The following is a 14,638-nucleotide window of genomic DNA, read 5'->3' as shown; positions in this document are numbered from 1 at the left end:
CGTAACGATAGAACCCCGAAACCGAAGTTTGCGCTATGGAAACCGACTCTCCGACGATACCGAAACGCACGCTGGCGGATCTTCTCTTCATTCTCTTCCTCCGGCTGGTGGCGGTATCCTGCTTCTGGTTCGGCCTGCAGTATTGGGCGATGCTCGTCGGCTATTCGCTGGTCGGCAGCGGCCGCTTCGATCTTTTGAGCCTGCCGTGGAAGGTGGCGAGCACCAGCCTTGCCGTGCTGTTCCCCGTCGCTTCCCTCGGCCTCTGGCTGACCGTCTCATGGGGTCCCGTCATCTGGGTGCTGGCGGCCGGTGGCCAGATCGTCATGCATGGGCTGCTGCCCGAGATCTTCGGCTCCAACCAGCTGATCATCCTGCTGCATGCCATGGTCGCCGTCGTCTATTGGATTTTCCGCCTGCTGCTCTGGCTGGAAAAGCGCCGGCACCGCCGCCAGGTAAGCGTTGATTTACCCTGAGACAACGTGGGGTTTCCAGTAAGGCTCCGTTAAGCCTGCGGTTTAAGTCGAATTTTATATGTATTCGATAGGGTCTCACTCAAGGCGGGAAGAAAACGACACCGCCAAACAAACAGTGAGGCAGTCAATATGAATACGAAAATCAAGCCGCAGGCGGTATCTAACTTCCGTGACCAGCAGGATCAGGGCATCCGTGATCTTTACATGGAATCCCTTCATCTTGTCGAACGTCTTCACCGCCGTCTTCTCGACGTCATCAAGGACGAGTTCGACCGTCAGGGCCGCAGCGACGTCAACGCCATCCAGGCGCTGCTCCTTTTCAACATCGGCAACTCCGAGCTGACCGCCGGCGAGCTGCGCTCGCGTGGCTACTATCTCGGCTCCAACGTTTCCTACAACGTCAAGAAGCTGGTCGATCTCGGCTTCATCAACCACCAGCGCTCTCGCATCGACCGCCGCTCGGTCCGCATCAGCCTGACCGAAACCGGCCAGGACATCGCCGAAACCGTCGCCAAGCTCTACGAACGCCACATCGCCTCGATCGACAAGGTCGGCGGCATCGGCACCGACGAGTTCACCCAGATGAACAAGCTGCTGCAGCGTCTCGACCGCTTCTGGAATGACCAGATCCTATATCGCCTGTAATCTGCTAAGCCCTTTTCCCTGAGGGCTTATTAGACCTCCTAACTGGCGCGACGAGGCGCAACGGTGCTTGAGAAGGCGTGCCGTTGCGCCTGTTTACGCGTGTGTTAGTTATTTAAAGGATTTCCCTATGCCGTTGCTAGGCCGATCACCGAAGAGAGCAGTCTAGTTCGACCTCCGAAATACGTGGTCCCCCTCCCGCAAATCATCGCACAGAGTATTACTTGGGGCTCGGGATGGCGGAATGGTAAGCACGAGCTTGCCTCCGCGTCACAACCATCCTCCTTATACATGACATTCATCGCCTCACGCCAATTCTCGACCAGATCGGACAAAGTGACGAGCAGGCTGCCCACTAAATTACTCACGCTCTAAAGATGTCTCACCCCTCGAATGTTGGCAGTGATTTCTGCTATGGGTTGTGGTCTCGATCCGGAGTTGCCTATGTCAGTCAAGAATGTCCGTAGTGCCATAGAGACCTTTCTGTCCACCTCCGACCCGCAGGTTCTTTGCATCAGCGGCGCCTGGGGCACGGGCAAGACATTTAATTGGAAAAGCACGGTGCGGGCGCTACGCGATAAGCCGGGGGCGATTGCGCTCAATGAGTACGCCTATGTTTCGCTGTTCGGCCTGAACAGTATCGCTGAGGTCAAGACGCAGATCCTGCAGAGCATGGTGGTTCGTGCCCAGATCGGAGACACTCCGGACCTGACGACCTTCAGCAACATGCTCAGCACCGCCGAGAGTGGTTTGAAAAAGGGTATCGTGAAATCCGTCACCGGCGTGTTGGGAACACGCGGGGAAGCGCTTGTCTCGGCCATGGGGTTCCTCACCAATCGCATGATCATCTGCCTCGATGATTTCGAACGTAAGGGCGAGAAACTTCGAGCCTCTGATGTAATGGGGTTGATGACGTATCTTAAGGAGGAGCGCAGCTGTAAAATCGTTCTCCTGCTAAACGACAGTCAGTTAGAAGACCGCAAGACATACGATTCGTACCTTGAGAAGGTGGTCGATATCCATCTTCGCTTCGAGCCTACGGCCGAGGAAATCGGATTCATCGCTCTTCCCGATGACGATGAACTGAGCAAGATGGTCCGTGAACGTGCCATGTTCTTGGGAATCAGCAATGTCCGGGTGATCCGGAAAGTGCATGGGCTGGTGAAGGGTTTGGCGCCGCTGCTGAAGGACTACGCTCCCATCGTTACCGAAAATGCCGTGAGCACAGTAGTCCTTATGGGATGGAGTTACTTTGAACCGGAAGTAGGACCCGACCTTGAGTATCTAAAACGAGCCAATACTTACGATTCCGACAAGGAAGACACAGACCTTGATCTCAAGTGGCGAGATCTGCTGAGGGGCTATCGGTTCGGCCATGCCGATAAGTTCGATCTTTCCCTTCTAAGAGGGTCCAGCGCGGTTATTTCATCGCCAGCGAATTAGAAGAGCATGCCACGCTTCTCCATCATGCAGATATACGCAGCAAGGTCGAGGCTCGGCTGAGGGATGCATGGAACCAATTCAATTACTCTTTTCAAACGAGCGCAGACGAAGCCCTTGATCAATTGTTTAGAGTTGTCGAGGAGAACATCGCGAACCTTATTCTGACCGAGATCTATGGGGTCGCGAAGCTTTTTCACGACTTAGAAGACGATCGCTACCTCACGATCGTCAAAATGTACATCTCGGAAAAAAAGGCCGTTGAGGGAGCCTTCGATGTAAGCGATATCGCGCGCTACTACGAGAAAATCCCGGAAGATATCTGGCAGCTTATTGACGATGCGAGCCAGTCTCAGAAACCCAAGATGGGGCGGGATGATATCTTCGCCGCCTTGGTAGATCGGGCGTTCGACCGTGAGGTGACCCAGCGACTCGCTGCGCTACCGATGGAAGAGTACTTGCGTGTATTTAAGGAAAACGAGGGAGAGCGTCTAAGCAACATCATCCACGCAATTCGCCAGTATCTTACCGTGGCGAACCCTAGTGAGGACCTTTCTGAAATTATGGATAGGGCTGGGAACGCTCTGCGAGAAGTCGCCAAGGAAAGTAAGGTGAACGAGCTGCGGGCGATGCGCTACGGCTTGATCCAACGCTTGCTCGATATCGAGCGGCAGCAGCGGTTGATTTCCACGAGAGGTGAGTAAAGCCATTGAAAATTGTCTGTGGGCTTTCGTTAGGCAGCCAACAGAACGGCAAGCGGCGTCAACCGTGAGAAAAGCCGCTGCATTACTTATAATTTTCATTGGGCAACAATTCTGACCTGTTACCGTCTGTAAGACCTCTAACTCCTTTTAGGGTTGAAGAAAACCGGATGCATTCCCTGCGCCTCCGGTTTCGCCGTTTGCCGCGTGGCATCTTTGCAACGCACGGCAGGCAAGCGTTGTCGCCCATATCCAAGCCGTTTTTTAGCCGTTATTAACCGGCACGATTTACCCCGTCATATGGTTCGTTGTGTCGTGTTCCCGGAGCCGGCGGCTTGTCTTCCCACCCGGCAACACGAATTGGCCATATTGGTGTGGCAGCGGAATGCTTAACAACCGGCGCTTTCAATGGACCAGGAACGTTCAGGCTTTCGCATCGCGGTTTTGTGATGCGGCGGGCGGGATTTTCTGATGCGCCGGGAGAACGAATGGATAGGGATCTGCGTTAGCGCGCAGTGATATCGCAAAGGGCCGCGCTTCCTTCATAGCGGCATTCAGTGGTTGGGACTATGTCGAAGAAAAACGGAAATGAAGCTCTCTCGCGCCGCGCTTTCCTTGCGTCCGCGGCCACGATTGGCGCCAGCGCGATTGCCGCTCCGGCGCTTGCGCAATCGGCGCTCGATACGCTGATCAATGCGCCGCGCCGCGGCAACTGGGACGATCAGTTCGACGCCAAGGCGGCTTCGCGCACGGCAACCGCCGTCGTTTCCAACACGCCGATTCTCGGCCCCCAATCGGTCGCCAGCGCGCAGCAGGCGATCATGCAGTATCAGCAAATTGCAGCCGCCGGCGGCTGGCCTGAAGTCAACCCCGGTGATCAGCGCCTGCAGCTCGGCGTCAGCCATCCCTCGGTCCAGGCGCTGCGCCAGCGCCTCGCGATCACCGGCGACCTGCCGCGCGAAGCCGGCCTGTCGAACGCTTTCGATTCCTATGTCGATGGTGCGGTCAAGCGCTTCCAGGCTCGTCACGGCCTTCCGGCCGATGGCGTTCTCGGCGAATTCACGCTGAAGGCGATGAACATCCCGGCCGATGTCCGCCTGCAGCAGCTCAACACCAATGTCATTCGCCTGCAGACCTTCCCCGAAGACCTTGGCCGCCGCCACCTGATGGTCAACATCCCGGCCGCCTACGTCGAAGCTGTCGAAGACGGCAGCGTCGCGACGCGTCATACCGCGGTCGTCGGCCGCTTGAGCCGCCCGACGCATATCGTCAACTCGAAGGTCTATGAGGTTATCCTCAACCCCTATTGGACCGCGCCGCGCTCGATCGTCGAGAAGGACATCATGCCGCTGATGCGCAAGGACCCGACCTATCTCGAAAAGAACGCCATCCGCCTGATCGACGGCAAGGGCAACGAGGTTGCGCCTGAAACCGTCGATTGGAACGGCGAGGCGCCGAACCTGATGTTCCGCCAGGACCCGGGCAAGATCAACGCCATGGCGTCGACGAAGATCAACTTCTACAACAAGAACGGCGAGTACATGCACGACACGCCGCAGCAGGGCCTGTTCAACAAGCTGATGCGCTTCGAATCCTCGGGCTGCGTCCGCGTGCAGAACGTCCGCGACCTGACGAACTGGCTGTTGCGCGAGACGCCGGGCTGGAACCGCCAGCAGATGGAGCAGGTGATCGCAAGCGGCGTCAACACGCCGGTCAAGCTGGCCACGGAAGTTCCCGTCTATTTCGTCTACATCTCCGCCTGGGGCATGCCCGACGGCATCGTCCAGTTCCGCGACGACATCTATCAGATGGACGGCAATGCCGAGCTCGCGCTCGATACCACGGCCGGCATGGAACAGCCGGTTCAGTAAGCGGCGACCTCTGCATCGCATCTTCAAACCGCGCCCTCCCGGCGCGGTTTTTTTATGCCGGGGAGGGCGCGCGGTAACGTGACCGCCGGTTCTTCGCTTTGCGCTGTCGCAAAATGACTGGAGCGCGCGCTTTGCCCAGCAAATGTCGTTCTTCGTATTGCCCTTGCCACGGCGGAAGGCTAATACCTCAGCGCATTCCAGTTGAGGAGCCCGCCCATGACCAATGCTTCCACCGAATCCTTCTTCAATCGCTCGCTTGCGGACGTCGATCCCGAGATTTTCGGCGCGATCGGAAAGGAACTCGGTCGCCAACGGCACGAGATCGAACTGATCGCTTCCGAGAACATCGTCTCCCGCGCCGTGCTGGAAGCCCAGGGCTCCATCATGACCAACAAATATGCCGAGGGTTACCCCGGCAAGCGCTACTACGGCGGCTGCCAGTTCGTCGATATCGCCGAGGAACTGGCCATCGAGCGCGCCAAGAAGCTGTTCGGCGTCAATTTCGCCAACGTCCAGCCGAATTCCGGCTCGCAGATGAACCAGGCCGTGTTCCTGGCGCTGCTGCAGCCCGGCGACACCTTCATGGGTCTCGATCTGAATTCGGGCGGCCACCTCACGCACGGTTCGCCGGTCAACATGTCCGGCAAGTGGTTCAACGTCGTGTCCTATGGCGTGCGCGAAGGTGACAATCTGCTCGACATGGATGAGGTTGCCCGCAAGGCCGAAGAGCACAAGCCGAAGCTCATCATCGCCGGCGGCACCGCCTATTCCCGCATCTGGGACTGGAAGCGCTTCCGCGAGATCGCTGACTCGGTCGGCGCCTATCTGATGGTCGACATGGCCCATATCGCCGGCCTCGTCGCCGGCGGCCAGCATCCGTCGCCGTTCCCCCACTGCCATGTCGCCACGACCACGACCCACAAGTCGCTGCGCGGCCCGCGCGGCGGCGTTATCCTCACCAATGAGGAGGATCTGGCCAAGAAGTTCAACTCGGCCGTCTTCCCGGGCCTGCAGGGCGGTCCGCTGATGCACATCATCGCCGCCAAGGCGGTTGCCTTCGGCGAAGCGCTGCAGCCTGAGTTCAAGGAATACGCCGCTCAGATCGTCAAGAACGCCAAGGCGCTTGCCGAAACGCTGATCGCGGGTGGCCTCGACGTCGTTTCTGGCGGCACCGACAATCACCTGATGCTGGTCGACCTGCGCAAGAAGAACGCCACCGGCAAGCGCGCCGAGGCGGCGCTCGGCCGTGCCTACATCACCTGCAACAAGAACGGCATTCCCTTCGATCCGGAAAAGCCCTTCGTCACCTCCGGCGTGCGCCTCGGCGCCCCCGCCGGCACGACGCGCGGCTTCAAGGAAGCTGAATTCCGCGAAATCGGCAATCTCATCGTCGAGGTTCTCGATGGCCTGAAGGCCGCCAATTCCGATGAAGGCAACGCCGCCGTCGAAGCCGCCGTGCGCGGCAAGGTGGTCAACCTCACAGACCGCTTCCCAATGTATGACTACATGGGATAAGGAGTAGCGATGCGCTGCCCCTATTGCGGTTCGGAAGATACTCAGGTTAAAGATTCGCGCCCGGCGGAGGACAACACGTCCATCCGCCGGCGGCGTATCTGTCCGGATTGCGGCGGCCGCTTCACCACCTTCGAGCGCGTGCAGTTGCGCGAGCTGATGGTGACCAAGAAAACCGGCCGCAAAGTACCCTTCGACCGCGAAAAACTGGTGCGCTCCTTCGAAGTGGCGTTGCGCAAACGGCCCGTCGAGCGGGACCGCATCGAGCGCGCCGTCTCCGGCATCGTCCGCCGGCTTGAAAGCTCCGGCGAGACCGAAATCTCTTCCGAGCAGATCGGTCTTCAGGTGCTCGAGGCGATGAAGAGCCTCGATGATGTCGGCTTCGTGCGCTACGCCTCGGTCTATCGGGATTTCTCGCTGGCCGAGGATTTCGAGAAAGTCATTTCGGAAATCAACGCCAAGATCGCCCGCGACCCGCTGGACGGATGAGCCATGAGCATCACGCCGCATGACGAACGTTTCATGGCGGCGGCGATCCGCCTGTCGCGCGCGCATCTCGGCCGTACCGGCAGCAATCCTTCCGTCGGCTGCCTGATCGTCAAGGATGGCGTCATCGTCGGCCAGGCGGTCACCGCTCTCGGCGGCCGCCCGCATGCCGAGCCCCAGGCGCTCGCAGAGGCCGGCGAACGCGCCCGGGGCGCCACGGCCTATGTCACGCTCGAACCCTGCTCGCATCACGGCAAGACGCCACCCTGCGCCGAGGCCCTGATCGCCTATGGCGTTGCCCGCGTCGTCATCAGCGTCACCGATCCCGATCCCCGCGTCTCCGGCGGCGGCATTTCCATGCTGCGCGACGCGGGCATCGAGGTGGATGCCGGCGTGCTGGAGGCCGACGGCCGGCGCGCTCTTGCTGCCTATCTCACCCGCCAGACGAAGAACCGCCCCTATGTGACTCTCAAGCTTGCCGTTTCCGCCGATGGCATGATCGGCCGCCAGGGGCAGGGCCAAGTGGCGATAACGGGACCGGAGGCCCGCGCCGAGGTTCAGGCGCTGCGCGCCGAAACCGATGCCATCCTGGTCGGCATCGGCACCGCGATATCGGATGATCCGCTGTTGACGGTGCGCACGCCGGGTCTGGAGGCGCAGTCGCCGATCCGTATTGTGCTCGATCCGTCGTTGGCCTTGCCGCTGACGAGCAAGCTGGTTGCGACGGCGCGGGACGTGCCGGTCATTGTAGTTGCGAGTGAAGATGTTTCGCCGTTGGGATCAGAGGAAGGGGCACCCCCCTCTGTCCTGCCGGACTACCGGGGTCGAGCCACGGGTCTCGACCCGTCCTTCGTCCCCCCCACAAGGGGGGAGATCGGCAAGGGGCACCCTCCGAATTCCCAACCTGACTCATCGTCGTCTGGAACAAAAAATGTAGGGCAGGGAGCTATCTCCCAGCCAATCTCCCCCCTTGTGGGGGAGATGCCCGGCAGGGCAGAGGGGGGCAACGCACCCGCTGACGCTAACGACATTGGCTCCCGCCGCGCCGCCCTCGAAGCCGCCGGTGTCGAGATCGTCTATTGCAATCCCTATCACCCCGAAGTCCTGCTGCCGGCCTTGGCAACACGCGGCATTTCCTCTCTTCTGGTCGAAGGCGGCGCGAAGACCGCGAAGCTTTTCCTCGAAGCAGGCCTTGTCGACCGCATTCAGCTCTACCAGGCGCCGATCGTCATCGGCGAGGGCGGTATTGAATCCCCGATACAGACAACCGACATACCATCCGGTTTCGCCCATAGGGGCACGCATATGTTCGGCGCTGATCGCCTGGATGAATATGAAAGAGAGAATTGATGTTCACCGGAATTGTCACTGATGTCGGTACGATCGAATCCGTTTCGTCGCTGAAGGAGGGCATCAAGCTCCGCGTCGCGACGAGTTACGATCCGGCGACCATCGATATGGGCGCCTCCATCTCCCATTCCGGCATCTGCCTCACCGTCACCGGCCTGCCGCAGGAGGGCAGCAACGGCCGCTGGTTCGAGGTCGAGGCCTGGGAAGAGGCGCTGCGGCTGACGACGATCGGCACCTGGCGGGAAGGCAGCCGTATCAATCTCGAGCGCTCCCTGAAGATCGGCGATGAGCTCGGCGGCCACATAGTTTCCGGCCATGTCGACGGCAAGGCAGAAATTCTCTCGGTGACATCGGAGGGCGACGCCACGCGCTACCGCCTGCGCGCACCCGAACATCTGGCAAAATTCGTCGCCCCCAAGGGTTCGATCGCCCTCGACGGCACCTCCCTGACCGTCAACGCGGTCGACGGCACCGATTTCGACGTCCTGCTCATCCGCCACACCCTCGAAGTGACCACCTGGGGTGACCGCAAGGCGGGCGATTTCGTCAATTTCGAAGTCGACACCATGGCGCGTTACGCCGCTCGGCTGGCGGAGTTCCCGAGCGCCTGAATCGAAAACCTGTGGGGTTTCCCGCTGGAGCGTCTGGCTGGCCAGATAGATCACCAATCCGGGGACAGCTTCGTCAGATATTGGCCGTAGGCACTCTTGCCGAGTTTCTCCGCGAGCTTGGCGAGGTCGTCCTGCGAGATGTAGCCCATGCGCCAGGCGACTTCTTCAGGGCAGGCGATCTTGAAGCCCTGGCGTTTCTCCAGCGTGCTGACGAAACCCGCAGCATCATGCAGACTATCTGGTGTGCCGGTGTCGAGCCAGGCATAGCCCCGGCCCATCAGTTCCACGAAAAGCTGGCCGCGCTCGAGATACGTGCGGTTGACATCGGTGATTTCCAATTCGCCGCGCGGTGACGGTTTCAGGTTGGCGGCGATATCGACCACCTGCTGGTCGTAGAAATAGAGGCCGGTCACCGCCCAGTTCGATTTGGGCTTCTTCGGCTTCTCCTCGATCGACAGCGCATTCATCTTTTCGTCAAAGCCGACAACGCCATAGCGTTCCGGATCGGTGACGTGATAGGCGAACACTGTCGCGCCTTCCTGCCGGCTCGTACCGGATTTCATGATTTCCGGCAATCCGTGCCCGTAGAAGATGTTGTCGCCGAGAACGAGGGCGGAGCTATTGCCGTGCACGAAGTCGGCGCCGATGATGAAGGCCTGGGCGAGGCCATCCGGGCTCGGCTGCACGGCATAGGTCAGTGAAATTCCCCATTGCGAGCCATCGCCGAGAAGGCGCTTGAAGGCTTCGACGTCGTGAGGCGTGGTGATGATCAGCAGCTCCCTGATGCCGGCGAGCATGAGCGTCGTCAGCGGATAGTAGATCATCGGCTTGTCGTAGACCGGCATCAATTGTTTCGAGACGGCCTGCGTGATCGGATGCAGACGTGTGCCTGTGCCGCCGGCGAGAATAATTCCCTTCATGCTTTCTCCTTAAAGACCTTTGTTCAGAAGGTCTTGCATGACGATCGTCATGGACTGCTTCCACTCCGGGAGCCGGATTCCATAGGTTGTGGCGAGCTTGTCGCCGTTGAGGCATGAATTGGCGGGACGCTTGGCCGGTGTCGGATAGTCCGCCGTTGGGATGCGCTCGACGCCGACATTTTTGCCGCCGGATTTAAGAAGCGCCGCGAATATCGCTTCGGCGAAATCAGCCCAGCTTGCTTCGCCGCTGCCGGTCAGGTGAAAGGTGCCGCGGAGCGATGGCGCGGGGTCCGCTACAACACGGGTCGCGATCGCAAGAATCGCGTCGGCGATGTCGAGTGCCGAGGTCGGGCATCCTGTCTGATCGGCGACGACGCGAAGATGATCGCGCGTCTCGGAAAGCCGCAGCATCGTTTTCAGGAAATTGGCGCCAAAGGGCGAATAGACCCAGGCGGTGCGCAAGATGACGTGGTTCGGGCTCGCCGCCGCGACGGCCTTCTCGCCCGCGAGCTTCGAACGCCCATAGACGGAGATCGGCGCCGTCACGTCCTCTTCGCAATAGGCGGAGGCCTTGTCGCCACTGAAGACGTAGTCGGTCGAAATATGGATGACCGGGACCCCGAGCCGTGCGGCAGCCTCGGCAACCGCCTCGGCGCCTGCCGCATTTATGGAAAAAGCAAGCTCGGGTTCGCTCTCGGCCTTGTCGACTGCCGTATAGGCGGCTGCCGAGACGATCACATCCGGGCGCAGAGCCGAGAAGGCGGCTGCAATGCTTGCAGGATCTGCAAGGTCCATTTCCGGGCGCCCGACCGGGCTGATTTCGACGCCCGTTTCGGTGCCGCGTCTGAGCAGCGACTGAACGACCTGGCCCTGTTTACCGGTGACGGCAACGCGCATTGTTTATGGTCCCTTGAAAACGCCGAGGCGTTCGCCGGAGTAGACGTTTTCGCGCAGCGGCCTCCACCACCATTCGTTTTCCAAGTACCAGTGCACGGTCTTCTCGATGCCGGTTTCGAAGGTCTCTTGCGCCTTCCAGCCAAGTTCGCCTTCCAGTTTCGAGGCATCGATCGCATAGCGTGCGTCGTGTCCGGGGCGGTCCGTGACGTTGGTGATCAGGCGCGCATGCGGTGCCTTGTCACTGTAGACGCCGTCGAGAATGGCGCAGATGCGATGAACGACATCGATGTTCATGCGCTCATTGCGGCCGCCCACATTGTATTTTTCGCCGGGCCGTCCTCTCGATGCGATCGTGAGGAGCGCGCGGGCATGGTCTTCGACATAGAGCCAGTCGCGGACATTCGCGCCATTGCCGTAAACCGGAAGAGGCTTGCCCTCCAGTGCGTTCAGGATCATCAGCGGAATGAGCTTTTCCGGGAAGTGGAACGGTCCGTAGTTGTTGGAGCAATTGGAGACCACGACGGGCAGGCCGTAAGTGCGGTGCCAGGCGAGCGCCAGATGGTCGCTTGCGGCCTTGGAGGCGGAGTAGGGCGAGGAAGGATCGTAAGGCGTCGTCTCTTCGAAGAGACCCTCGTCGCCGAGCGAGCCGTAGACCTCGTCCGTCGAGACATGCAGAAAGCGAAAGGCGCTCTTGCTGCGAGCGTCAAGCCCATCCCAATAGTGCCGTGCGGCATCCAGCAGGCTGAATGTGCCGACGATGTTGGTCTGAATGAAATCAGCCGCGCCCGAGATCGAGCGGTCGACATGGCTCTCCGCCGCGAGATGCATGACGATATCGGGGCGGAAGGAGGCGAATGCTTCCTGCATCCTGGCGTGATCGCAGATGTCGGCGCGCAGGAATTGATAGTTCGGCGCCGCTTCGACGGATTTCAATGATGCCAGATTGCCGGCATAGGTCAGCGTGTCGACATTCAGTACCTCGGCACCGATCTCGCTGACGAGATGGCGCACCAATGCCGATCCAATGAAGCCCGCTCCGCCCGTGACCAGGATGCGCATGGTGAATCAATCCTTGGGTTGCTGTGCTGAATAGAAGAAATGGCTCGGCAGATCGGCAAGCCGAGGCAGCGTCTTGTCCTTGTCGGACGATACCATGTCTTTCTCATCGAATGGCCAGCGAATGCCGATCGCCGGATCGTTCCAGGCGATGCCCCGATCATGCTGCGGGCTGTAGGGTGCGGTTACCTTGTAGCTGATGACGCTGTTCGGCTCGATCGTTACGAACCCATGTGCGAAACCGGTTGGTACCCAGAGCTGCTTGCCGGTTTCCGGCGAGAGTTCCTGAGAGAGCCATTTGCCGAAACTCGGTGATCCCACGCGGATATCGACGACGACATCCATGATCCGGCCGGCAAGGCAACGCACCAGCTTGCCCTGTGCGAAGGGCGGCATCTGGAAATGCAGCCCCCGGACGGTTCCGGCCTGCGCCGAAAGCGATTCATTGTCCTGGATGAACGTGACGTCGGCCACATTTTGCCGGAACCAGGCGTCCTTGAATACCTCGGAGAAGTAACCGCGGTGATCGCCGAAGCGTGGCGGCGTGATTGCAACAATGCCCTCGATAGCCGCGGTCTCAATGCGCATGATTTACCTTTTCTGCGGCCTTCATCAGGCGCTCGCCCTCATGACGCTCATCAGCATGTCCGCCTGCGAGCGGCTCCGCATGGCCGCAAGGCCTTTCGCGGCAAGGGCATCGCGCTCGTCGGCATCTGCGATCAGCTTGCAGCAGCGCTCGATTATGTGGTCATAGGGCTCGATTGCCAAGCCGCCGATGAAGGGCTGCAGGTCTGGATCGCGGATGTCGCCTTCCGTCAGCACGCAAACGCGATTGGCGAGCAGATAGGAAATGCGCACGATCTCGAAGACGCCGCTCGCATAATGATGGATGTTTATGACGATCTTGGCGCGGGCAATCGCCGCATCGCGCTCCGCACCGTAGACGTTGAAGAGATGCGCGACCTTGAGCCCGCGGTCTGTCAACGTCTTCAGAATATGGTGGCGGCGTTCGTTCATCGAGCCATAGAAGAGCACGTCGATGTCTTTGACCGGGGCGTGCTGGATCTGGCTCAGGCAACCGCTGTAACCGATTTCGAGCACACCGGCGTGCTCGATACCCTTGGCGGCGAGGTTTTCGCGGTTGCGCGGGCTGTAGTCGAGCACCGGCATCGCCCTCAGGACCGACACATAGCGTGAGTTGATCCAGGTGCTTTCTTCGGACACCTGCTCGAGGTTGATGAGAACGCTGTCCTTTGGTAGTTGGCCGACAATTTCGGGGGCCAGAAGATTACCGCCGTAGATAATCGGCGCACGACCCGCGAATTCATTCATGTCCCTGACAATCGGTGCCGAGCCGCCCAGTTCACGGAAGGCGCCCTGCAGGCCGAGTGCAACCTCGTCGAAGGCGTGGCTGTGGTTGTAATTGGGAGGGGTCACGATCCAGATGCAATGGCGATCCTTGTGAGCCTGCCATCCGCCGGCAAAGGGCTGCAAGGTATTGGGAAGCGACTGCTCGATCTTCGGCGCGGCTGGTATAGCGGGCCTTTCCGTTCGTACCGGCTGCGGGCCTGGAGAGACGCCTGGAGTCTGCTGAGCATAGGCACGCATCAGTTCGCGGCCGCCCGTGAACTGGCCGCGCGGCATCCAGGCCGGCGGATCATCGGCGAACCAGATCAGGTGCGGCTGCTTGATGAGTGGTTGGCGGCCTTCCTGCCACTTTGTCAGGAGAGCCTCCTCACGGCTTCGCAAAAAGGCTTCCTTGGCGGTGAAGAGACCATGCAGCAAGCGACCGAGGCGGACGCCGAACTTCCACTCGAAATCGGCAGGCGCCGGCACGAAGGCGGCGACCTTCAAACCTGCCGCAACGGCCTGCTGGACATAGAGCCCGAGCAGACGCTCGATCACGAAGGGGCGCATCGTCGCGTTGGCGTCGCGTGCATAGTGAGCCGTGCCGGCATAGGCAATGCCCGCCGGCGTGCCGCGACGCGCTTCATTTTCCAGCGATTCCAGAATGTGTTCACAGAAGGCGAAATAACCGGACCAGAATTTTCCGTTGCCGCAGAAATAGTTGCAGAACATGAAGGCGGTTTTGTCTTGCGGCGGCGCGATCGGATAGCCGAGCTCCTGAATATGCAGGAAGATCGGCTCCATGCCGGGATGACCGCCAAGCAGCGAATGCTCCCAGACGTTGCTGTAGATGGCGGCGTGGCCGATCAGCGGATTGTAGAGATAGGCGTCCGCACCTTCCGCCCTGGCCTTTTCCGCCTCGGTGACGAAGGATGGGAAGCTCGTGACGGATTTTACCTCGAATTTGCTGGACAGCAGTCCCCAAAACACGTCTTCGCCAAGACCGATTGCCTCATGATGCGCATGCAGGATGCGGAAAAGCTCGTATTCGCGGGTCGCAGCCTGCGTGTTGAACGAGATGTCGAGCGGCACGGCAGCCGCGTCGAGCTGGCTGCGCTGCGAAGGATCGAGATAAGGCTGATAGATGATGACGGGCCCGGTGCGGGCGGCCTTTTCCGTCAGAAGCGCCAGATCAGGAAGGCCGGCTGGCGAGGAAGAAATGGGCTGATTTATTGTCAAGGTATCGTCCTTCACGAATGGCTTCCGTCTGCTTGGCGATCCGCAGAACGGCAATTCGAGCCTGTTTGGTGCCTACTATTGGAGGTGAAGCTT

13 protein-coding genes and 1 pseudogene are annotated in these 14,638 nt (G+C 60.0%); 9 read left to right on the top strand and 5 right to left on the bottom strand.

Going from position 1 to position 14,638, the window contains the following annotated elements; translation table 11 throughout:
• Nucleotides 1-35: 35 nt before the first annotated feature.
• The 9 genes from ATY77_RS15170 to ATY77_RS15130 all read left to right on the top strand — a co-directional run bounded on the left by ATY77_RS15170 (nt 36) and on the right by ATY77_RS15130 (nt 9,086).
• Nucleotides 36-473, top strand: coding sequence for a DUF6163 family protein (locus ATY77_RS15170; RefSeq protein WP_088677084.1), 438 nt, complete (start codon nt 36-38; stop codon nt 471-473).
• Nucleotides 474-602: 129 nt separating this feature from the next.
• Nucleotides 603-1,118, top strand: coding sequence for a MarR family winged helix-turn-helix transcriptional regulator (locus ATY77_RS15165; RefSeq protein ID WP_008522155.1), 516 nt, complete (start codon nt 603-605; stop codon nt 1,116-1,118).
• A 441-nt stretch (nt 1,119-1,559) separates the two neighbouring features.
• Nucleotides 1,560-2,558, top strand: a complete 999-nt coding sequence (locus ATY77_RS15160; RefSeq protein WP_088687960.1) for a P-loop NTPase fold protein — start codon at nt 1,560-1,562, stop codon at nt 2,556-2,558.
• Between the two features lie 122 nt (nt 2,559-2,680).
• Complete coding sequence (locus ATY77_RS15155) at nt 2,681-3,259, top strand: hypothetical protein (RefSeq protein WP_088687959.1); 579 nt, start codon at nt 2,681-2,683, stop codon at nt 3,257-3,259.
• Nucleotides 3,260-3,825: 566 nt separating this feature from the next.
• The gene (locus ATY77_RS15150) at nt 3,826-5,127 is read left to right on the top strand and encodes a L,D-transpeptidase family protein (protein WP_088687958.1); all 1,302 of its coding nucleotides are present in this window, start codon (nt 3,826-3,828) and stop codon (nt 5,125-5,127) included.
• Nucleotides 5,128-5,343: 216 nt separating this feature from the next.
• Nucleotides 5,344-6,642, top strand: a complete 1,299-nt coding sequence (gene glyA / locus ATY77_RS15145) for a serine hydroxymethyltransferase (RefSeq protein WP_088677087.1) — start codon at nt 5,344-5,346, stop codon at nt 6,640-6,642.
• 9 nt (nt 6,643-6,651) lie between these two features.
• A complete protein-coding gene (gene nrdR, locus ATY77_RS15140) occupies nt 6,652-7,128 on the top strand; it encodes a transcriptional regulator NrdR (protein ID WP_088677088.1) in 477 nt (158 codons plus the stop codon).
• A 3-nt stretch (nt 7,129-7,131) separates the two neighbouring features.
• Nucleotides 7,132-8,475, top strand: a complete 1,344-nt coding sequence (ribD, locus tag ATY77_RS15135) for a bifunctional diaminohydroxyphosphoribosylaminopyrimidine deaminase/5-amino-6-(5-phosphoribosylamino)uracil reductase RibD (RefSeq protein ID WP_088687957.1) — start codon at nt 7,132-7,134, stop codon at nt 8,473-8,475.
• On the top strand, nt 8,475-9,086 hold the full coding sequence (locus tag ATY77_RS15130; RefSeq protein WP_088677090.1) for a riboflavin synthase: 612 nt from the start codon (nt 8,475-8,477) through the stop codon (nt 9,084-9,086). The genes ribD and ATY77_RS15130 overlap by 1 nt, the downstream gene beginning before the upstream one ends.
• 50 nt (nt 9,087-9,136) lie before the next feature.
• Here ATY77_RS15130 and rfbA read toward each other — a convergent pair whose 3' ends face one another.
• The 5 genes and pseudogenes from rfbA to ATY77_RS15105 all read right to left on the bottom strand — a co-directional run bounded on the left by rfbA (nt 9,137) and on the right by ATY77_RS15105 (nt 14,545).
• Nucleotides 9,137-10,006: a glucose-1-phosphate thymidylyltransferase RfbA gene (rfbA, locus tag ATY77_RS15125; RefSeq protein WP_088687956.1), complete on the bottom strand. Its 870-nt coding sequence runs from the start codon at nt 10,004-10,006 to the stop codon at nt 9,137-9,139.
• 9 nt (nt 10,007-10,015) lie between these two features.
• The gene (gene rfbD, locus ATY77_RS15120; protein ID WP_088687955.1) at nt 10,016-10,903 is read right to left on the bottom strand and encodes a dTDP-4-dehydrorhamnose reductase; all 888 of its coding nucleotides are present in this window, start codon (nt 10,901-10,903) and stop codon (nt 10,016-10,018) included.
• Between the two features lie 3 nt (nt 10,904-10,906).
• Entirely contained in the window at nt 10,907-11,962 is a 1,056-nt protein-coding gene (rfbB, locus tag ATY77_RS15115) for a dTDP-glucose 4,6-dehydratase (RefSeq protein ID WP_088687954.1), read from the bottom strand.
• 6 nt (nt 11,963-11,968) lie between these two features.
• Nucleotides 11,969-12,547: a dTDP-4-dehydrorhamnose 3,5-epimerase gene (rfbC, locus tag ATY77_RS15110; protein ID WP_088687953.1), complete on the bottom strand. Its 579-nt coding sequence runs from the start codon at nt 12,545-12,547 to the stop codon at nt 11,969-11,971.
• Nucleotides 12,537-14,545 (bottom strand): annotated as a pseudogene (locus ATY77_RS15105) (glycosyltransferase family 1 protein). The gene rfbC and the pseudogene ATY77_RS15105 overlap by 11 nt, the downstream one beginning before the upstream one ends.
• Between the last annotated feature and the right edge of the window lie 93 nt (nt 14,546-14,638).

The organism is Rhizobium sp. R634 (assembly GCF_002211305.1).
Taxonomy (GTDB): domain Bacteria; phylum Pseudomonadota; class Alphaproteobacteria; order Rhizobiales; family Rhizobiaceae; genus Rhizobium.
The sequence above is the reverse complement of the archived record's forward strand: the minus strand, read 5'-3'. Positions and strand labels throughout refer to the sequence as shown.

Coding starts and splice junctions, on each gene's coding strand:
- glyA (WP_088677087.1), top strand. CDS start 5,344: ATGACCAATGCTTCCACCGAATCCTTCTTCAATCGCTCGCTTGCGGAC.
- ATY77_RS15130 (WP_088677090.1), top strand. CDS start 8,475: ATGTTCACCGGAATTGTCACTGATGTCGGTACGATCGAATCCGTTTCG.
- rfbB (WP_088687954.1), bottom strand. CDS start 11,962: ATGCGCATCCTGGTCACGGGCGGAGCGGGCTTCATTGGATCGGCATTG.
- ribD (WP_088687957.1), top strand. CDS start 7,132: ATGAGCATCACGCCGCATGACGAACGTTTCATGGCGGCGGCGATCCGC.
- rfbC (WP_088687953.1), bottom strand. CDS start 12,547: ATGCGCATTGAGACCGCGGCTATCGAGGGCATTGTTGCAATCACGCCG.
- ATY77_RS15170 (WP_088677084.1), top strand. CDS start 36: ATGGAAACCGACTCTCCGACGATACCGAAACGCACGCTGGCGGATCTT.
- nrdR (WP_088677088.1), top strand. CDS start 6,652: ATGCGCTGCCCCTATTGCGGTTCGGAAGATACTCAGGTTAAAGATTCG.
- ATY77_RS15165 (WP_008522155.1), top strand. CDS start 603: ATGAATACGAAAATCAAGCCGCAGGCGGTATCTAACTTCCGTGACCAG.
- ATY77_RS15160 (WP_088687960.1), top strand. CDS start 1,560: ATGTCAGTCAAGAATGTCCGTAGTGCCATAGAGACCTTTCTGTCCACC.
- rfbD (WP_088687955.1), bottom strand. CDS start 10,903: ATGCGCGTTGCCGTCACCGGTAAACAGGGCCAGGTCGTTCAGTCGCTG.
- rfbA (WP_088687956.1), bottom strand. CDS start 10,006: ATGAAGGGAATTATTCTCGCCGGCGGCACAGGCACACGTCTGCATCCG.
- ATY77_RS15150 (WP_088687958.1), top strand. CDS start 3,826: ATGTCGAAGAAAAACGGAAATGAAGCTCTCTCGCGCCGCGCTTTCCTT.